The organism is Paenibacillus sp. FSL R10-2788 (assembly GCF_038003885.1).
GTDB lineage: Bacteria > Bacillota > Bacilli > Paenibacillales > Paenibacillaceae > Paenibacillus_AQ > Paenibacillus_AQ odorifer.
In genome coordinates, this window is sequence record NZ_JBBOQA010000001.1 from 1,507,959 (window position 1) to 1,524,702 (window position 16,744).

14 protein-coding genes are annotated in these 16,744 nt (G+C 43.3%); 10 read left to right on the forward strand and 4 right to left on the reverse strand.

Annotation, left to right across the window (positions count from 1 at the left end):
- Window positions 1-62: 62 nt before the first annotated feature.
- The 10 genes from NSQ50_RS06665 to NSQ50_RS06710 all read left to right on the forward strand — a co-directional run bounded on the left by NSQ50_RS06665 (window position 63) and on the right by NSQ50_RS06710 (window position 11,171).
- Window positions 63-875, forward strand: a complete 813-nt coding sequence (locus NSQ50_RS06665; protein ID WP_235219373.1) for a carbohydrate ABC transporter permease — start codon at window positions 63-65, stop codon at window positions 873-875.
- Window positions 875-1,696 carry a carbohydrate ABC transporter permease gene (locus NSQ50_RS06670; protein ID WP_076141119.1) on the forward strand — a complete coding sequence of 274 codons (822 nt, stop codon included), beginning with the start codon at window positions 875-877 and terminating at the stop codon, window positions 1,694-1,696. The genes NSQ50_RS06665 and NSQ50_RS06670 overlap by 1 nt, the downstream gene beginning before the upstream one ends.
- Before the next feature lie 37 nt (window positions 1,697-1,733).
- A complete protein-coding gene (locus NSQ50_RS06675) occupies window positions 1,734-4,805 on the forward strand; it encodes a glycoside hydrolase family 2 TIM barrel-domain containing protein (RefSeq protein WP_076224217.1) in 3,072 nt (1,023 codons plus the stop codon).
- A 187-nt stretch (window positions 4,806-4,992) separates the two neighbouring features.
- Window positions 4,993-5,703 (forward strand): lantibiotic protection ABC transporter ATP-binding protein, encoded by a 711-nt coding sequence (locus NSQ50_RS06680; protein ID WP_036675879.1) that lies wholly within the window; start codon window positions 4,993-4,995, stop codon window positions 5,701-5,703.
- Entirely contained in the window at window positions 5,700-6,446 is a 747-nt protein-coding gene (locus NSQ50_RS06685; protein ID WP_036675878.1) for a lantibiotic immunity ABC transporter MutE/EpiE family permease subunit, read from the forward strand. The genes NSQ50_RS06680 and NSQ50_RS06685 overlap by 4 nt, the downstream gene beginning before the upstream one ends.
- Before the next feature lie 2 nt (window positions 6,447-6,448).
- Complete coding sequence (locus NSQ50_RS06690; protein ID WP_076144450.1) at window positions 6,449-7,210, forward strand: lantibiotic immunity ABC transporter MutG family permease subunit; 762 nt, start codon at window positions 6,449-6,451, stop codon at window positions 7,208-7,210.
- A 15-nt stretch (window positions 7,211-7,225) separates the two neighbouring features.
- Window positions 7,226-7,885: a response regulator transcription factor gene (locus NSQ50_RS06695; protein ID WP_036675961.1), complete on the forward strand. Its 660-nt coding sequence runs from the start codon at window positions 7,226-7,228 to the stop codon at window positions 7,883-7,885.
- Window positions 7,886-7,986: 101 nt separating this feature from the next.
- Window positions 7,987-9,249, forward strand: a complete 1,263-nt coding sequence (locus NSQ50_RS06700; RefSeq protein ID WP_051490884.1) for a HAMP domain-containing sensor histidine kinase — start codon at window positions 7,987-7,989, stop codon at window positions 9,247-9,249.
- A gap of 289 nt (window positions 9,250-9,538) precedes the next feature.
- Window positions 9,539-10,312: an SDR family NAD(P)-dependent oxidoreductase gene (locus NSQ50_RS06705; protein WP_036675873.1), complete on the forward strand. Its 774-nt coding sequence runs from the start codon at window positions 9,539-9,541 to the stop codon at window positions 10,310-10,312.
- A gap of 499 nt (window positions 10,313-10,811) precedes the next feature.
- Window positions 10,812-11,171 (forward strand): hypothetical protein, encoded by a 360-nt coding sequence (locus tag NSQ50_RS06710; RefSeq protein ID WP_036675871.1) that lies wholly within the window; start codon window positions 10,812-10,814, stop codon window positions 11,169-11,171.
- Between the two features lie 64 nt (window positions 11,172-11,235).
- On the opposite strand, the gene nrdF is transcribed toward NSQ50_RS06710, so the two are convergent.
- The 4 genes from nrdF to NSQ50_RS06730 all read right to left on the reverse strand — a co-directional run bounded on the left by nrdF (window position 11,236) and on the right by NSQ50_RS06730 (window position 16,719).
- Window positions 11,236-12,195, reverse strand: coding sequence for a class 1b ribonucleoside-diphosphate reductase subunit beta (gene nrdF, locus NSQ50_RS06715; protein WP_076099522.1), 960 nt, complete (start codon window positions 12,193-12,195; stop codon window positions 11,236-11,238).
- Between the two features lie 39 nt (window positions 12,196-12,234).
- On the reverse strand, window positions 12,235-14,319 hold the full coding sequence (gene nrdE, locus NSQ50_RS06720) for a class 1b ribonucleoside-diphosphate reductase subunit alpha (protein ID WP_036675863.1): 2,085 nt from the start codon (window positions 14,317-14,319) through the stop codon (window positions 12,235-12,237).
- A complete protein-coding gene (gene nrdI, locus NSQ50_RS06725) occupies window positions 14,306-14,665 on the reverse strand; it encodes a class Ib ribonucleoside-diphosphate reductase assembly flavoprotein NrdI (RefSeq protein WP_036675861.1) in 360 nt (119 codons plus the stop codon). The genes nrdE and nrdI overlap by 14 nt, the downstream gene beginning before the upstream one ends.
- Window positions 14,666-15,069: 404 nt before the next feature.
- Window positions 15,070-16,719, reverse strand: coding sequence for a helix-turn-helix domain-containing protein (locus tag NSQ50_RS06730; protein ID WP_076141124.1), 1,650 nt, complete (start codon window positions 16,717-16,719; stop codon window positions 15,070-15,072).
- Window positions 16,720-16,744: the final 25 nt, after the last annotated feature.

Below are 16,744 nucleotides of genomic sequence, written 5' to 3' on the forward strand. Positions count from 1 at the left end.
GCACTAAAGGTCAACGGCAAATCCATCTGACAGGCTGGTTATTCGTTCTTGTGCCGGTCATTATGATCAGTATTTTCTATTTTTATCCAATGATTCAAGCCTTAATTCTATCCTTCAAGACAGGCAGAGGCAACAATCTTCAGTTTACCGGCCTTGATAACTATATTCGTCTGTTTAGCGACACCACTTTCCTTACAGCCGTCAAAAACACTTTTATTTACTTGATTATTCAGGTCCCAGTTATGCTGGTGCTGGCGCTCTTTATCGCTGTGCTGCTAAATGACGAAAGACTGAAATTTAAAGGATTTTTCAGAACGGCGATATTTCTGCCAACGGTAACTTCACTTGTAGCGTACTCCGTTGTTTTCAAGTACATGTTTGGAGCCGAAGGTATCGTCAATAAATTTCTGGTGAATCTGCATCTAATCAGCGAACCGATTCAATGGATTACCGATCCCTTCTGGGCCAAAGTTACTATCATTATCGCTATCACTTGGCGCTTTACTGGCTATAATATGATTTTCTATTTGTCCTCACTGCAAAATGTCGACAAATCAATATATGAGGCTGCTCATATAGATGGAGCGAGTGCATTTACACAATTTTTCAAAATTACAATTCCCCTATTGAAGCCGATTATCTTGTTCACGACGATAACATCGACCATTGGAACACTTCAGTTGTTTGACGAGGTGGTTAACATCACGAAAGGTGGACCCGGCAATGCAACCATGTCGATTTCCCAATATATTTATAACCTTTCCTTTGAATACACACCTAACTTTGGATACGCTGCAACCGTCTCCTATTCGATTGTTGTAATGGTGCTCATTCTGACGCTTATTCAGAACAAACTAGGAGGGGATAAGAGATAATGAAAACCAAACGCATGTTTACTTACGTGTTTCTAATCATCGCTGCGCTGATCTCTATCTTTCCATTTATCTGGATGGTTATAAGCGCCACGAACCAGTCGGTTGATGTAACCAAAGGGACATTGTTACCGGGTACACATCTAGTGGAAAATATAAACAATCTATTTAGTTCAGTGGATATGTGGCAGGCTCTCTGGAACTCTGCAAAAATCTCTGTGGTGACTACTGTGCTTTCACTGCTAGTAGCATCGGCGGCTGGATATGGTTTTGAAATGTACCGCAGCCGGAGTAAAGATATCGTATTCAATATTTTGCTGGCTTCAATGATGATTCCATTTGCGGCGATTATGGTACCTCTATTTCAAATGTTCGCCAAAGTATCTAGTGTAGTGCCGTTTCTCGGTATCGATACAGCATCGGCAGTCATTCTTCCGACATTTACAACAGCATTCCTAATTTTTTTCTTTCGTCAAAGTACAAAAATGTTTCCTAAGGATATGATGGAGGCTGGGCGCATCGATGGGCTTTCGGAATTTGGTCTGTTCTTCCGCATTTATATGCCAACGATGAAATCAACTTACGCCGCCGCTGCGATTATCACATTTTTAAACAGCTGGAACAATTATCTGTGGCCTTTGATCGTATTGCAATCACCAGAAAATATGACTGTGCCCCTTCTTATCTCGAATCTAGGCTCAGGTTATGCCCCTGACTATGGTCTGATCATGTCAGCGATTGTCATTACGACCTTACCGACAGCATTAGTGTTTTTCATGATGCAAAAGCAATTTGTAGCTGGGATGACGGGTTCGGTTAAATAAGTTAGCGTTCATGTGAAGAATAGAGGAGGAAGTATAGATGAAGCAGCAGGTTGAACGAAATCTCACTCCAAGTCTGGAATGGTTATCAGACCCGTCCATTTATGCAATAGGCAGAGTGCACGCGCATTCTGACCATCGATATTACCAAACGAAAAATGAAGCCGAAGCGCTTGGAGAAATGCCCTGGCGCCATAGCCTGAACGGCAGCTGGAAATTTAGTTATGCCCAAAATGCCATGGAACGACAGGTTCATTTTTATAAGGAGGACGTGTCTTGCAGAGGCTGGAAGGATATTAAAGTTCCCGGTCATATCCAACTTCAGGGTTATGGGCAGCCTCAGTACGTGAATACGATGTATCCATGGGACGGTCATGAGCAGCTTAGACCTCCGATGATCTCTGAGGACCACAATCCTGTAGGCAGCTATGTCAAATATTTTGAAGTTCCTGCGGGCTGGGAGCAACGTCCGGTGTATATATCTTTTCAAGGAGTTGAATCGGCTTTTTATATATGGTTAAACGGGGAGTTTGTTGGCTATAGCGAAGATAGCTTTACACCGAGTGAATTTGATTTAACATCGTACTTGACGGAAGGCGAAAATAAGCTGGCGGTTGAAGTCTATCAGCGCAGCACGGGGAGTTGGTTGGAGGATCAGGACTTCTGGCGTTTTTCGGGAATCTTTCGTGAGGTGTATCTATACACCGTGCCGGATGTTCATGTGCGGGATCTCCACGTTCAAACCGATTTGGATGAAAAGTTTGAGCAAGGAACGCTGACGGCTGAATTGCAGTTGCTGGGTAAACCTGCCTCAAAAGTGCTCATTGAGCTTAAGGATAGAGCAGGAAATCTTGTGGCTAGTGGTGAAAGTGAAGTTTCAGGAGATTCCCTTTCGCTTACGCTTGCGGCAACAAAGGTGCAGCTGTGGAGCGCAGAAGCTCCTAATCTGTATACCCTTTACGTCTCTGTTTACAACGCATCCGGGGATCTTGTAGAAGTTGTGCCGCAAAAAATTGGTTTTCGGAAATTCGAAATGATAGATAAGATTATGCACTTAAACGGCAAGCGTATTGTATTTAAAGGCGTTAACCGGCATGAGTTTAATCCGCGCTTTGGACGCAGTATTACAAAAGAAGATATGCTGTGGGACATAAAAACCTTGAAGCAGGCGAACATCAACGCGGTTCGGACCTCGCACTATCCGAATATGACACTGTGGTATGAGTTGTGTGATGAATACGGAGTCTATGTCATTGACGAGATGAATTTAGAGTCGCATGGATCATGGCAGAAAATGGGGGCAGTTGAGCCGTCTTGGAACATCCCCGGCAATAAGCCTGAATGGCAGGATATCGTGATGGATCGTGCGATTTCCATGGTGGAGAGAGACAAAAACCATCCCTCCATTCTAATTTGGTCTTGTGGGAACGAATCTTTTGCAGGAGAAGTAATTCTGAACGTAGCCAATTATTTTCGAGAGAAGGACCCTACTCGGTTGGTTCATTACGAAGGGGTGTTCCATAACCGTGAATATGATGATTCGAGCGATATGGAGAGCCGGATGTATGCGAAAGCAGCAGATATCGAAAGGTATTTAACAGAAGATCCGCTAAAACCATATATTAGCTGTGAATACATGCATGCGATGGGCAATTCCGTCGGGGGGTTGCATAAATACACAGAGCTAGAGCAGAAGTATCCAATGTATCAGGGTGGATTTATCTGGGATTATATGGATCAGGTGATTGTGAAAAATGATCGATACGGTAAGCCCTTCATGGCTTATGGAGGAGACTTCGATGACCGTTCAACCGATTACAACTTCTCTGGTAACGGAATTGTGTATGCGGATCGGAGATGGTCGCCAAAAATGCAGGAAGTGAAATTTCTGTATCAGAACTTCAAGCTGCTCCCGGACAGTCAGGGTTTTACAATCAGAAATGAAAACTTATTTGTGGGCTTGGATGCTTATGAATTACAATACGCTCTGAACTATGAGGGTAGGGTCATCCAGCGTGGAACTGTCTTCGCTCAGGTTAATCCGGGCGAGGAAAAATATGTAGAAGTTGATCTACCCGATATTAAGAATCAGCCTGGCGAGTATAGCTTGGATGTTTCTCTTGTTCTGAAGGAAGATTCTTTATGGGCGAATAGCGGTTATGAAATCGCTTTTGGCCAGCATGTTTTTCAAGTGGCAAATACGTCAGCCGAGGAGTCTTTAACAGATGCTAAGATAACATCTGTCGTGAATGATTTTCGCGTGGTTGAAGGAGATGTGAATATTGGCGTACATGGCCGTGACTTCTCCGTAATGTTCTCAAAGCAGGCGGGTACATTAATTTCTGTTAAATATTCAGGGCAGGAAATGATCTCTTCACCGCCGGCACCGCTCTTCTGGAGAGCAATGACAGACAATGACAAGGGGGCGGGAATGCATTTTGACTCTTCCCCTTGGTATGCAGCAAGCTTGACCCGTAGAACGTTAAGCTTCGAGCTAGTGGAGGAGAAAGACCGTGCGACGGTGACTTACGTGTATAAGCTTAGGGTATCAGAGGGAGTACGGGTAAGTGTAACTTACACAGTGTTCTCCGATGGAAGCATACAGGTGAAATCAAGCTACCATGGAGCAGCGGGTTTACCAAAGCTTCCGCTCTTCGCTTTAAGCTTTAAGGTGCCAGCGGATTATCATCAGCTGAATTGGTATGCAAATGGGCCGGAAGAAAATTATATCGACCGTGCGTGTGGGGCGAGATTGTGTCGCTTCCAGAATCATGCGATGGATAATGTGTCGTCCTATTTGGTGCCGCAGGAATCGGGTAACCGCACAGGTGTGCGCGAAGTATCCATAATGAATGATTATGGCCAAGGCATTATAATATCTGCACCAGCTACAGCCCCTGTTGAAGCCAATATCTCGCCTTACTCGGCAATGGAGCTGGAGAATGCGACGCATCATTATGAGCTGCCGAACGTTCACTATACCGTTGTTACCATTGCTGGACGTCAAATGGGCGTAGGCGGGGATGACAGCTGGGGAGCTCCAGTTCTTGATGAATATCAAATCAATCCATCCTTAGATATGGATTTTGAATTTACAATTCGCAGAGCATGATTTTTTTGCAATATTTGAAGTTCATGTATTAGATGATAAATATTCCAGGCTCGGTTCAACGTTAAATTTGAACCGAGCTTTTTTATGCTCGTTATAATCCCGTATAATTTGAGCTCAGTAAAACCTTATAAAGTCCTTAGATTTGCTATATATGATCAACGTATAGCAAATGAGAGGATGATAAAGGATGGGAGAGTATATTTTACAAACTAATAATTTATGCAAGAATTTCAGGGGGCAGCGTGCGGTTAACGATATCAACATAACCGTAAAAACTAATTCGATTTATGGACTGTTAGGCCCAAACGGCGCAGGTAAATCGACGACTCTAAAAATGATAACAGGAATACTTCGAGCGACGTCAGGACAAATTTTATTTGACGGTCATCCATGGACACGTAAGGATTTACTACACATTGGAGCGCTGATTGAGTCCCCGCCACTTTATGGGAATCTGACTGCTGTCCAAAATTTGAAGGTACACACGACAATATTAAACTTACCGGATTCTCGGATTCGGGAAGTTCTTGAAATTGTTGATTTAACAACAACAGGCAAAAAAAGAGCGGGACAATTCTCTATGGGCATGAAGCAACGTCTCGGGATTGCGATCGCTTTGTTAAATCAACCTAGACTCTTGATTCTGGATGAACCGACAAATGGGCTTGACCCGATTGGAATTCAGGAATTACGTAAGCTTATACGCTCATTTCCTGCACAAGGGATTACAGTTATTTTATCGAGTCATATTCTTCATGAGGTGGAGCAAATTTCCGATCATATTGGAATCATTAGTAATGGTGTTCTAGGGTATCAGAATGCAATATTTCCTGGTGATGATTTGGAGAAATTGTTCATGGAAGTCGTGAGTCGGAACAGACAGGAGGTAACCAGATGATCCACTATCTTTTATCCGAAAATATTAAATTCAAACGAACATTTTCGCGAAAATTGATTGTCGTGGTGCCACTGTTTTTTCTTCTATTTTCATTTTTCACACAACAGAACCTGCAAACTGAAGACCACTATTTTATGGAAATGGTCTTTAATTGGTGGCCGCTGTTATTCATGACCATAGGATCTGCTTTGTTGTCTACACTATCGAATAACAAGGATCGTAAGGCTGGAGGATACCGCAGCTTAAGCAGTCACGGAATTAGCATCGTTAAACTTTGGCTCAGTAAAATTATTGTGGTGTCATATTATTTGCTGTTGTCTTCGCTGCTCCTTATTGCAGTAATGTACCTATCTGGTCTTTTGTTTCCTTTGGGTGCAGCACCCTTATCTGAAATTACAACAGCCGCTATGGTTGTTTGGTTGACCTCTTTGGGGATGATTCCAATCTATCTATTCTTAGCTGAACAATTTGGGTCTGTAGTATCTATTCTTGCAGGTCTGTTTGGGATGATTGTGAGTGTACTAGCAGCGGATCAACCTTCATGGATTTATGTTCCGTGGAGTTGGGCTTTAAGGTTAATGTGTCCCATTGTTGGTGTACGTCCAAATGGTGTGGCTCTTTCAGCACAGGATGCTCTAAGAGACTCTTCGGTTATTTTACCTGGAATTGTGGTGTCGCTTGTATTCTTTTTGGTAACCCTCACCTTAACTAGCTGCTGGTTTAGTAGAAGAGAGGTGCGATAGAGATGGTGATACTCCGGCTATTACAAGCTGAATGGTTGATGACTAAGCACACTGCAATTCGTTGGTTGATATTCCTTGTTCCTGTTCTATATCCGATGATGGTACTTTGGTATTTTTCACAGCGTGCGGATCAGTTTCACATCTATGATGGTTATTTTTCATTAATAGCCTTTGGGTTACCTGTTGGGATAGGATTATTCTCTGCTTTAATGAGTGGTTTAGAGGAGGGGGCAGGGGGATTCTATAATCTATTAAGTGCTCTTTCACGTCCGAAGTGTTATATAAGAAAACTCGGGTTCATAATCTTGGCGATGATATGGATCGTATTCGGTTCAACATCAATTCTAATACTGGGCATGAAACAAATTTTGCATATAGAGCAGATACAATATCTAATATTCTGGCAAGGAGCTTGTTGGGTTGTAGGCACTGCTCTAATCTTAATGATCTTTCATCTCATCTTAAGTTATGCTGGAGGTTTGGGACTTTCTCTAACGGTGGGTAGTGCAGGTACGCTAATTGCAGCTATCGTAGGTGGAACCATTGTAGGAGATAAAGTGTGGTTATACATACCGTGGGCCTGGTCGATGCGGATGATTCAACTTCCCTTGTTTTATGCACAACCTAACGGGTTCATTGAAACGGAAGTATTGAAGCTGCAACTTCTTCATTCCGTACCTGCTATACTTATTAGTACAATGATAATGGCAATGTTAGGCTTGATATGGTTTCATTACTTTCAGGGTAGGAAATCATATGAATAAATAGGAGTGAGGTCACTGGCTAATATTTTAATAATAGATGATGAACCTGATATTTTGGCGCTAGTAAATAATATTCTTAGCAAAGATCACCATAGGGTTACGGTAAAAACAAGTGCACGACATATGCCTTTGAACGAGTACTCGACATTTGATTTAATCCTGTTGGACGTGATGATGCCAGATATCGATGGTTTTGAGCTCTGTACTCAAATCAGGGATATCGTAGACTGTCCGATTCTGTTTCTTACAGCTAAATCAATGGAGACAGATATTATGTTTGGACTTAGTGTAGGGGCAGATGACTATATCGTGAAGCCTTTTCGCGCAGGCGAGTTGAAGGCTCGGGTTAACGCTCATTTGCGGCGTGAGAATCGAGGGAAAAATCATATGTTAAGCGCATCTGGAGTGAAATTCAATCTCTCGGCAAAGGAGATTTCTATTGATAAAGAGAAAATAAATCTCACTAAAAGTGAATATCAGATATGTGAATTTCTTGCTAGAAATAAAGGTCAGGTTTTTTCCAAAGAACAAATTTATGAATCGGTTTATGGCTATGACAGAGAAAGCGATAGCTCAACTATTACAGAACATGTAAAAAATATCCGCAGTAAGCTGAGTGCGAGGGAGGTTTCACCGATTGAAACCGTTTGGGGGATAGGTTACAAATGGGTGTGAAACGAATACGGCTCCGTACAGTCTTCATTCAATATTTATTATCATTAGGTGCGTGTACTCTATTATTGGCATTTCTGTGTTTAGGGGTATTTACTCTCTTAATGCAGTATGGAATGATTGTTCCAGCAAACCATACTGAGCAATCCATTGCAAAGTCTTGGGATGTTTTGCAGCGTGCGCCAGAAATTACGCAAGAAATGATACCTTGGGGAGCGGAACATGCGGTATTGGATCAGCAAAAGAACTATATTTCAGGAAATATTCCTAAAGAACGCGCTCTAGATATATTGCAGAAGAATCAAAGCAGTTGTAATCTCATGGGTACAAACTGCACCGATGTGATTGAGCGGGAGCATGAGGTTATCGTACTGCAATATGCAATCGTACCGCAGTTCACCTCGAATTTTCTGCATAACACGCTGCCTAATCCGCAATTAACGTTATTGCTGTTTTTTGTAGTTCTGATGTTACTGGAAGTTATTCTGATTTCTGGATTTTTCGCTCGAAGACTGAGTCAAAAAATGGCTTCCTTGCAAGAAGCTGCACATCACATTGAAGCTAAGAATTTGGATTTTACTGTCGTGTATTCTGGGGTCAGTGAAATTGATGAGGTGCTATCATCCTTGGAACAGCTGAGAGAGGAATTGAAAAAGTCGCTAGAACAGCAATGGAATTTGGAACAAATGAAAAAAGAGCAGATTTCTGCGCTTGCCCACGACATTAAGACTCCTCTTACGATTATTCAAGGAAATGCAGATTTGCTGATAGACTCAGATTTAGCGGAGAATCAGCAAGAATATATAGGGTATATTTCCAAAAATGCGGATCAAATCGAACAATACATGGCAACACTTATTGAGATTTCTAATACGAGGAAACAAATTTCTCCCCGCTCTAAATGGGTTAGAACGGAAGCTTTTATCCAGCAAATTCGTACGCAGTTAGATGCGTTGGTTGTCCCTAAGCATCTTCGGATAGAATTCCACCAGGACAATAATCTGCCCCCTGAGGTGTTGATAGACAATGAACTACTTCATCGGGCTGTGATGAATGTACTCGCTAATGCGGTAGAGTATTCCCCGTATGAGAGTGTGATTTATTTGCAGGTTGAGGCAAAACAAGATTGGTGGAGTATAACGGTAGCAGACAGTGGATCAGGATTTACGAGTGAAGGACTCCAATCTGCAGTTAAGCAGTTTTATCGAGGGGACAGTAGCCGTACCTCCAAAAGTCACTATGGATTGGGACTTTATATTGCCGACACCATTGTCAGGCAGCATCAGGGCAGTCTGCATATTAGCAATTCTCCCCTGACGGGTGGAGGTCAAGTTCGAATCGACGTCCCAGTTCGTGGAGTTAGGTAGAGGTTTATTACACCTCTTAGAATAACATTGGATAAAACTTCTGGTTTATCTGATGAAATTCTAAGGGGTGTATTTTTTATGACGATCAAAACCAAATTCTCAATTGTTGGAAAAGTAGATTAAAATATTGATTGCTATATACAATTAAATACAATAAAGTTGTCATATAGAGGATAATTTTGTCGATTTTTCTGCAAAAATGTTCCAATCTACACTGTATCAGGTGACATTAGGGTCTATGAGGTTCAAATCCTCTTCCTGAAAAAGACATAAGAAAGTGGTGCGCATAATGAGTAGCAACAGATTTGAAAACAAAGTAGTTATTATTACGGGTGCTGGTACCGGAATCGGAAAAGCTACAGCATTGAGAGTAGCAAGAGAGGGTGGTACTGTAGTAGTTGCCAATCGATCAGATGCTGGCGCTAACACAGTCGAAGAAATCAAAGCTTTAGGTGGAGAAGCACTGTTTGTGCGGTCAGACGTTTCAGTTGAAGCAGACTGCAAAAATATCGTAGATCAAACCTTAGCAGCTTATGGAAAGATTGATTGCCTTTATAATAACTCAGCAATTACAGGAGATAATGCGGATGTTACAGAATATGATCCGATATTGTTTCAAAAGGTGATTCAGACAAATCTTAATGGCCAATTCTACATGTTGCATTATGCATTACCACATATGAAATCCGGTGCTTCCGTTCTAAACTGTTCCTCCTTGCATGGTATTTTTATTGGGATGGCAAATGATGCAGCTTATTCAGCAAGTAAACACGCCATTGTGGGCATGACTAAATCGGTTGCTAAAGAAGTGGGTCACCGTAATATCAGAGTAAATGCTATTTGCCCTGGTCCTATCCCTACACCAACCATGAACAGATACGAAAAGCTGTTGTCTGATGATGTAGAGATGCTTCAATCTCTTATCGCTTCTGGAACGGCTTTGGGCAGATATGGTACGCCTGAGGAAGTAGCTGCTTTTGCATGTTTCCTTCTAAGTGATGAGGCTTCATTTATTACAGGTACAGCACATGTGATTGACGGGGGTTACTCCGCAACTAAGTAATTAGACGGATTAATTTACTTATATAAGCATCTAGTATCGAAGGCTTTGCGGCGTATTCCTGTTCGGAAATCCTGTAGGATAAATGGACTGGAGTTGGAAGGCGCACGCAGAGCCTTTTTTAGTTGTTTCTAAATGATAACGGAATTACACAAGTGTGAATGAAATTAAGGCAAATATAACCATGGATATGTTGGAATTTGTAGAAATTTGTATTTTAATATAAATAAAAAAAGAAATTTGTCGATAATAATATAGGTAATAGGTATGAGTTAAAATATATTAGAAAGGATGTTGCAATAAAACGATACAGGAAATAGATGTCATTTACTATTGATTGTAACGATATGGCATCATTTAAACAAGGCAGTTTGTTCCAAACCCAGTTGCCAAAAGTAGAAGTTACTGAAAAGCCTGGGCAGAAATTTTTTTGTCTGTTGGAGTTACATACATTTCTTTCTATTATTAAAAAATAACTATTAAAACTTGGAGGAATACAATTATGTCATACACAATTAAATACAACAAAAGTGAAAACCACATCGATGTAGTATCTATCGATTTTTCTGCTGAGGATGTTCCAGGATACTTGAAAGATTTTGAGAATATCATGAAGCTTGTTAGTCCTAAATTTACGGGTACAACTGATGTAACTGAATCTGCAAGTGTACTTTCTCCTGAAGTTGCAGCAATGTTGGCTCCAACAGGTGAGATGGCGAAAGCAGCTGGTCAAGCAGGATGGGCTTATGTAACTAAAAACCCAATTTGGAAAATGCAATTGAAACGTATTTTTGGCAGAGATTTTGCTGATGCTTACGATACCTATGAAGAAGCTAGAACAGTACTGAAAAAATTGCAATAATCTAATAAATAGAGTTAGCAAAAAGTGCGGAGAGCTTTCTCCGCACTTTTTGTTTTATCTATATTTAAAATTGAAAATCTTCATCCTTCAGTGGCTCCACATTAAGCGCCCGGACATATCCGTTGCCTTTCTTCGAGAAGAAGTCATGCTGCTTGGTGTGGGTGCTGATCCCGTTCTGAACAATCGGGTTGATCTCTTCCTCGTCAAATAGCGGATCATGGCCCAGATTCATCATCGCTTTATTGGCATTGTATCTTAGGAAAGTCTTAACCTCGTCCACCAATCCGATAGGGGCATAGATCTGCTCGGTATAACGCTCTTCATTCTCATGCAGCAGTCGAAGCAATTCTACCAGCGTATGGTGAAGTTCGCGTTGCTCGTCTTCTGGGAGCCCGTCAAAGATCTCTTGTGCCAGCACGCCGACATATACCCCATGGATGCTCTCATCCCGTAGAATAAGGTCGATGATCTCACCGCTGCAAGTCATTTTGCCCTGCCCAGCCAGATATAGGGGATAGAAGAAACCACTGTAGAACAAGTAGCTCTCGAGCAGTACGGAGGCTGCCATGGCGAGGTACAGGTCTTTAGGTGAGTCTATGTTTTTGTAATATTGTGATATGGTCTCCGCTTTGAACTGGAGGAAGGGGTTCTCTTCTACCCAGCGGAATACACTGTCGATCTCCTCTGTAGAGGACAAAGTGGTGAAAATACTGCTGTACGATTTGGCATGAATTTGTTCCATCATACCCATGAAGCCCAGTACGGCTTTACGTTGAAGGCCTTCGACATGCTCCATAATCTGCGGCATTCCGACTCCGCCTTGAATCGTATCCAGCAGTGTCAGACCGCCCAGCACCTTCATATAGGAGTCCTTTTCTTGCTCACTGAGCGTGAGCCAGGACATTTTATCATCGGATAATGGAATTTCATCGTCCGTCCAGAATTGCATAATGTTCTGATTCCAGAACATCAATGAGAAATCGTCGTCGGGACGGTTCCAGTTAACGGCTTGGATAGCGGTCATAATATTGCAATCTCCTTTTCTGCGGCTATAGCCTTCCTTTTAGATCGAGCAGGTGAGGCATTCCTCGACAGACAGCTTTTTGGTCCGGGTGTAATACAGCGACTTCAAGCCTTTATGCGCCGCATACAGGTAGGAGCGGGCCAGTTCTCTGGTGGAAACATCACTGTTAACATGCAGAACGGTCGAGATACCTTGGTCGATATGGGGCTGAATTTCCGCGATCAGATCGATTACCTTGAACTGGTCCATCTGGTAAGCCGATTTATAGAAAAATACATTGTCCGGCCGCAGGTACGGCATCGGATAATAAGTAGTCGAATTAGCATAAGTCCGAGTCTCAATCTGCTCAACAATCGGCATAACGCTTGAAGTGGCGTTTTGGATATAGGAAATGCTGGCCGTTGGCGCAATCGCCAAACGGTAAGCATGGTATAGGCCATTTGCTTTTACCGCATCCCGCAATTGTTCCCAGTCAGCTGGGGATGGGATATAAATATCTCCGAATAACTCTTGTACCCTTGGGGTAACCGGACGGTAATCGGTAGTCAGGTAACGCTCAAAATAAGCTCCCGTAGCATAATCAGAAGCCTCAAATCCATGGAAAGATCGGCCCGTCGCGGCAGCGATTTCCATGCTTTTCTCCAGCGAGTGGAAATTCATGGTCATAAAGAAGGTCCGGGCAAAATCGCGGGCCTGCTCGCTTTCATAAGCAATGTTGTTCTTAGCCAGATAGCCGTGCAGATTCATGACGCCAAGACCGACAGAGTGCATTTCCTTGTTTGCTTTGGCTACGCCTGGGGCATTGGAAATACTGGTCATATCGCTAACAGCGGTCAGGGCGATCATGCCCTCATGTACGGATTCACGGATTTTGCCATGTTCCATCACGTTAACAATGTTCAAGGAAGCCAGATTGCAGCTTACATCGCGGCGGATTGTACTCTCCTGTCCGTAGTCGGCAATCTCTGAGGTCTCCTGCAGCTGGAAGATTTCAGTACAAAGGTTGGACATTTTGATCTGTCCGACGTTTTTCAGGGCATGGGCCGCATTGGCATTGCTCTTGTTCATGATATATGGATAGCCAGATTCCAGCTGGATCATGGCAATTTTGGTCAGCATATCCCGTGCGCTCATAGCTTTCTTCTTTTTGACACGTGGATCGGCCAGCAGCTTATCATACATGTCATCCAGATCCATATCGTCGAGATGCGTTCCGTAGGCTTTGTACACACTGTAAGGAGCAAATACATGCAGCGCTTCATTGTCCTTCGCCAGCTTATAAAAGCGGTTCGGAATAATCAGGCCGATGGACAGGGTTTTGAGTCTTGTTTTTTCGTCGGCGTTGATCTTCTTGCTGTCGAGGAATTCCAGAACGTCCCAGCCAAAAATGTTGTAATAGGCTGCTCCTGATCCTTTACGCTGACCCATCTGATCTGCATAGGAGAAGCCGTCTTCCATCAGCTTGAGTACAGGTATAATTCCCTTCGCAGCATCCTCAACACCCTTGATAGTTTCACCACGGGAGCGTAGCTTGGATAGGTTGACGGCCACACCGCCACCGATCTTCGACAACTGCATGCAGGTATTCAGCACATAGTTGATGGAATTGAGCGAGTCGTCCATTTCGATTAGGAAGCAGGAGACGAGCTCACCACGCCGGCTCTTACCGGCATTTAAGAAGGTTGGGGTCGCAGGTTGTAGGCGCTGTTCCATCATCGAACGGGCAAGTACCCCGGCAGTATCGGCGTTGCCGCGTCCCAGGTGAAGGGCGACTGCCGCCACACGGTCCGGGTAATGCTCCAGATATTGTTTGCGGTCATTGGTTTTTACAGCGTAATCCGTGTAGAATTTCGAAGCTGCCATATAAGATGGAAAACTGAAGTTGTAGGCGTGGGTAATCTGGTAGACTTCTTCAATCTCCGCCGTGCTGTACTGTTCGTAAAAATTCTCGTAGAAATCCTGTTCAATCATATAATCAACCTTGGCTTTTGTATTCGCAAAAACCAGACTCCGGCGCTCTACATCCCGCATAAATTCGGCTACTGCCTCAAGATCTTTGTCTAACTGAAAGAAGCCACTTTCGTCTCTCTTCATCAACATGTTGTTTAATTCAATATGCCGCAACCCGGCTCACCTCCTGTTTAATCCGTTCTACATCGCCAAATGTACCCGATAACTCAAATTTACCGATAACGGGCACGTTATACCGATCTGCAATCAAGTCCGCGCTGTGCGCGAACAGCTCGCCCCAGTTCTTATTGCCGCTGGCGGCGATGCCTTTCAGATTGGCATTATTGTTCTTCAAGAAAGTAGACACCTTTTCTGGAATCTGTCCAAAGCCGGTGGTATATGTAATAAGCACATAGGGCTCGTCAATCGTCATATGCTCCTCAATCTGCACAGCCGGCAACTTAAGTTTGCTGATGAAGCGTCTGACATTTCCTGTTTTTGAATCATACGCGACTAGCATGGTGTCTGTCCCCCTGTAAATATTAAAAACTATTGAAAATAGTATGAAAACTGAATGGATAAGCTTTAAATACTGAAAAATCGTATCTATACTATATTTAGTGTGCGTTGTTTATTTTAATTACTATATGTTGAAAAGTCAATATGGGAACAGCCGTCTTAATAGCTGGGAAAGTGTCTCGTAAGCGGTTTTTTGGTAGACTTTTAGGGCAGAAAGACCGGAGTATTAGCATTTTGCTAGTTTAAAAATAAAAATAAAAAAATTGCAGGAGAAAGGGTGATACTTAGGGTTGCTGTCTGAGGGTGATGGCAAGCCAATAAATCTGCAAGGAACAGAGCCTGCTCCCTGCAGATTTATTGGCTTTATTTTTGCGAAGTGGGATTATTCTTAATAATCTCTTGATCTCAAGAACGGTTGTTTACTCCGAGGCTTCGGTCAGGCGGTGAATCTGCTTTAAGTTGCTGCATGTATTCTCTGGGGGAAATTCCGGTTACCTTTTTGAAGACCTTGCTGAAATAGAAGGCACTCTCATATCCCAGCTTCTGTGAGATTTCGTAGATGCGACCTTCCCCGCGTGCCATCATTTCTTTGGCTGTCGTGATTTTGATCTCCGTGATATATTCCACATAGTTGACCTTGGCAACCTTGGAGAAAAGGTGGCTCAGATAGTTGGGACTGAAATTGAAGACATCCGCCACTTGATTGAGCGAGAGCTTAGTTCCGAGATTTCGTTTAATATAATCTTGGACATTTTTGACGAGCTGCTCCTTGTAGCTTTGTCTGCGGGTAGAGAGGATGTCCGAGCAACCGTCCCTGAACTGGATCAGCCAGCCGGCGATCTCTTCAATCGTATGCATCTGGTAGATAGCCCGGTAGCCCTCCGGTTCATTTTCGAAAATTTGCTCCACAATATTCTCACCGTCTGCAAGTAGTGAAGTGGCCATATACAGAATGTTGCAGGCGGCATCAGTGGCGGGAACCAGCAGGTCGGCCCGGCCGTCGAAGATTTCGATCATTTTGGAGATAATGGCGTATAAAGCTTGGGTATCCATTTCTTCAAAAGCACGGCGGATCTCTGTACGCAATTCGGAGAAATCAAACAACAGATGATCCTGCTCCAGCGACTCTCCTTCGGCAAAAAACACAAACGACTGTGCTTTAACCGCAGCAGGAAGCGCTTTTCGCGCAGCGAGGTAGCTTTCCCGCAGCAAATAAGGATCCTCGACCGCAAAGCCGATCGCGCCGATGATCCTTACATTGAAGTAGTTATGGAGTATGGAGGCCATATGGGTCAATAGCATTTCAATCTCAGGCATCCATTGCCGTGAATCCGTCCCGTTGACGGGCAGGGTTACAGCAAAATTGCGCAAGTCCAGACTGGTCACATAACAAGGTCTTATGGAAGTAAGCGTATCTTTGGCCATTTGGACGGTACTTGAGCACAGAGCAACCATTTTATCGCCGCGGGGCGGGACACTGTCTGGTCCCAAAATACGGCAAGTGCAGACTAGATAAGCAGGTTCCTTGAGCTCAAGGTTTAAATCATCTCTCTGCAGAAGGTACTGGTTTTTATTTGCGAATAAGTTATTGAACAGGCGGATGAAAAATTTATCGCGTTGGGCTTGTAGATTGCCTCTATGAGCAAGCATGGGATAGCTGTCTAGGGTTTGAAAAGCCTCCAATTGGGAAATTGCTTTCCGAATGGAGGCATCAAGTGCCTCTGGTGTCAGTTCCAGCTTCACTAGATAATCTGTGGCTTGCACTTCAATCGCTCCACGTGCGTATTCGAATTCCTCGTAGCTTGTTAAGATGATAAACAGCGGAAGCCGGCCGTGTTTTTTGCGTACCGCATTGGCAACTTCTAAGCCGCTTTTAATTGGCATTTTTATATCGCTGATTACAATGTCAGGACGGAGGGTGTCAATCATTTCTTCCTCTTGAGCCCCGTTGTGTGCAATGCCGACAATTTCTATATTATATTGCTCCCACTTCAGCATGGACTGCAAGCCGATACAGACCAGCGCCTCGTCATCAGCGATTAACAACTTGATCAATTCCATCACATCCTTGCTTGGTATG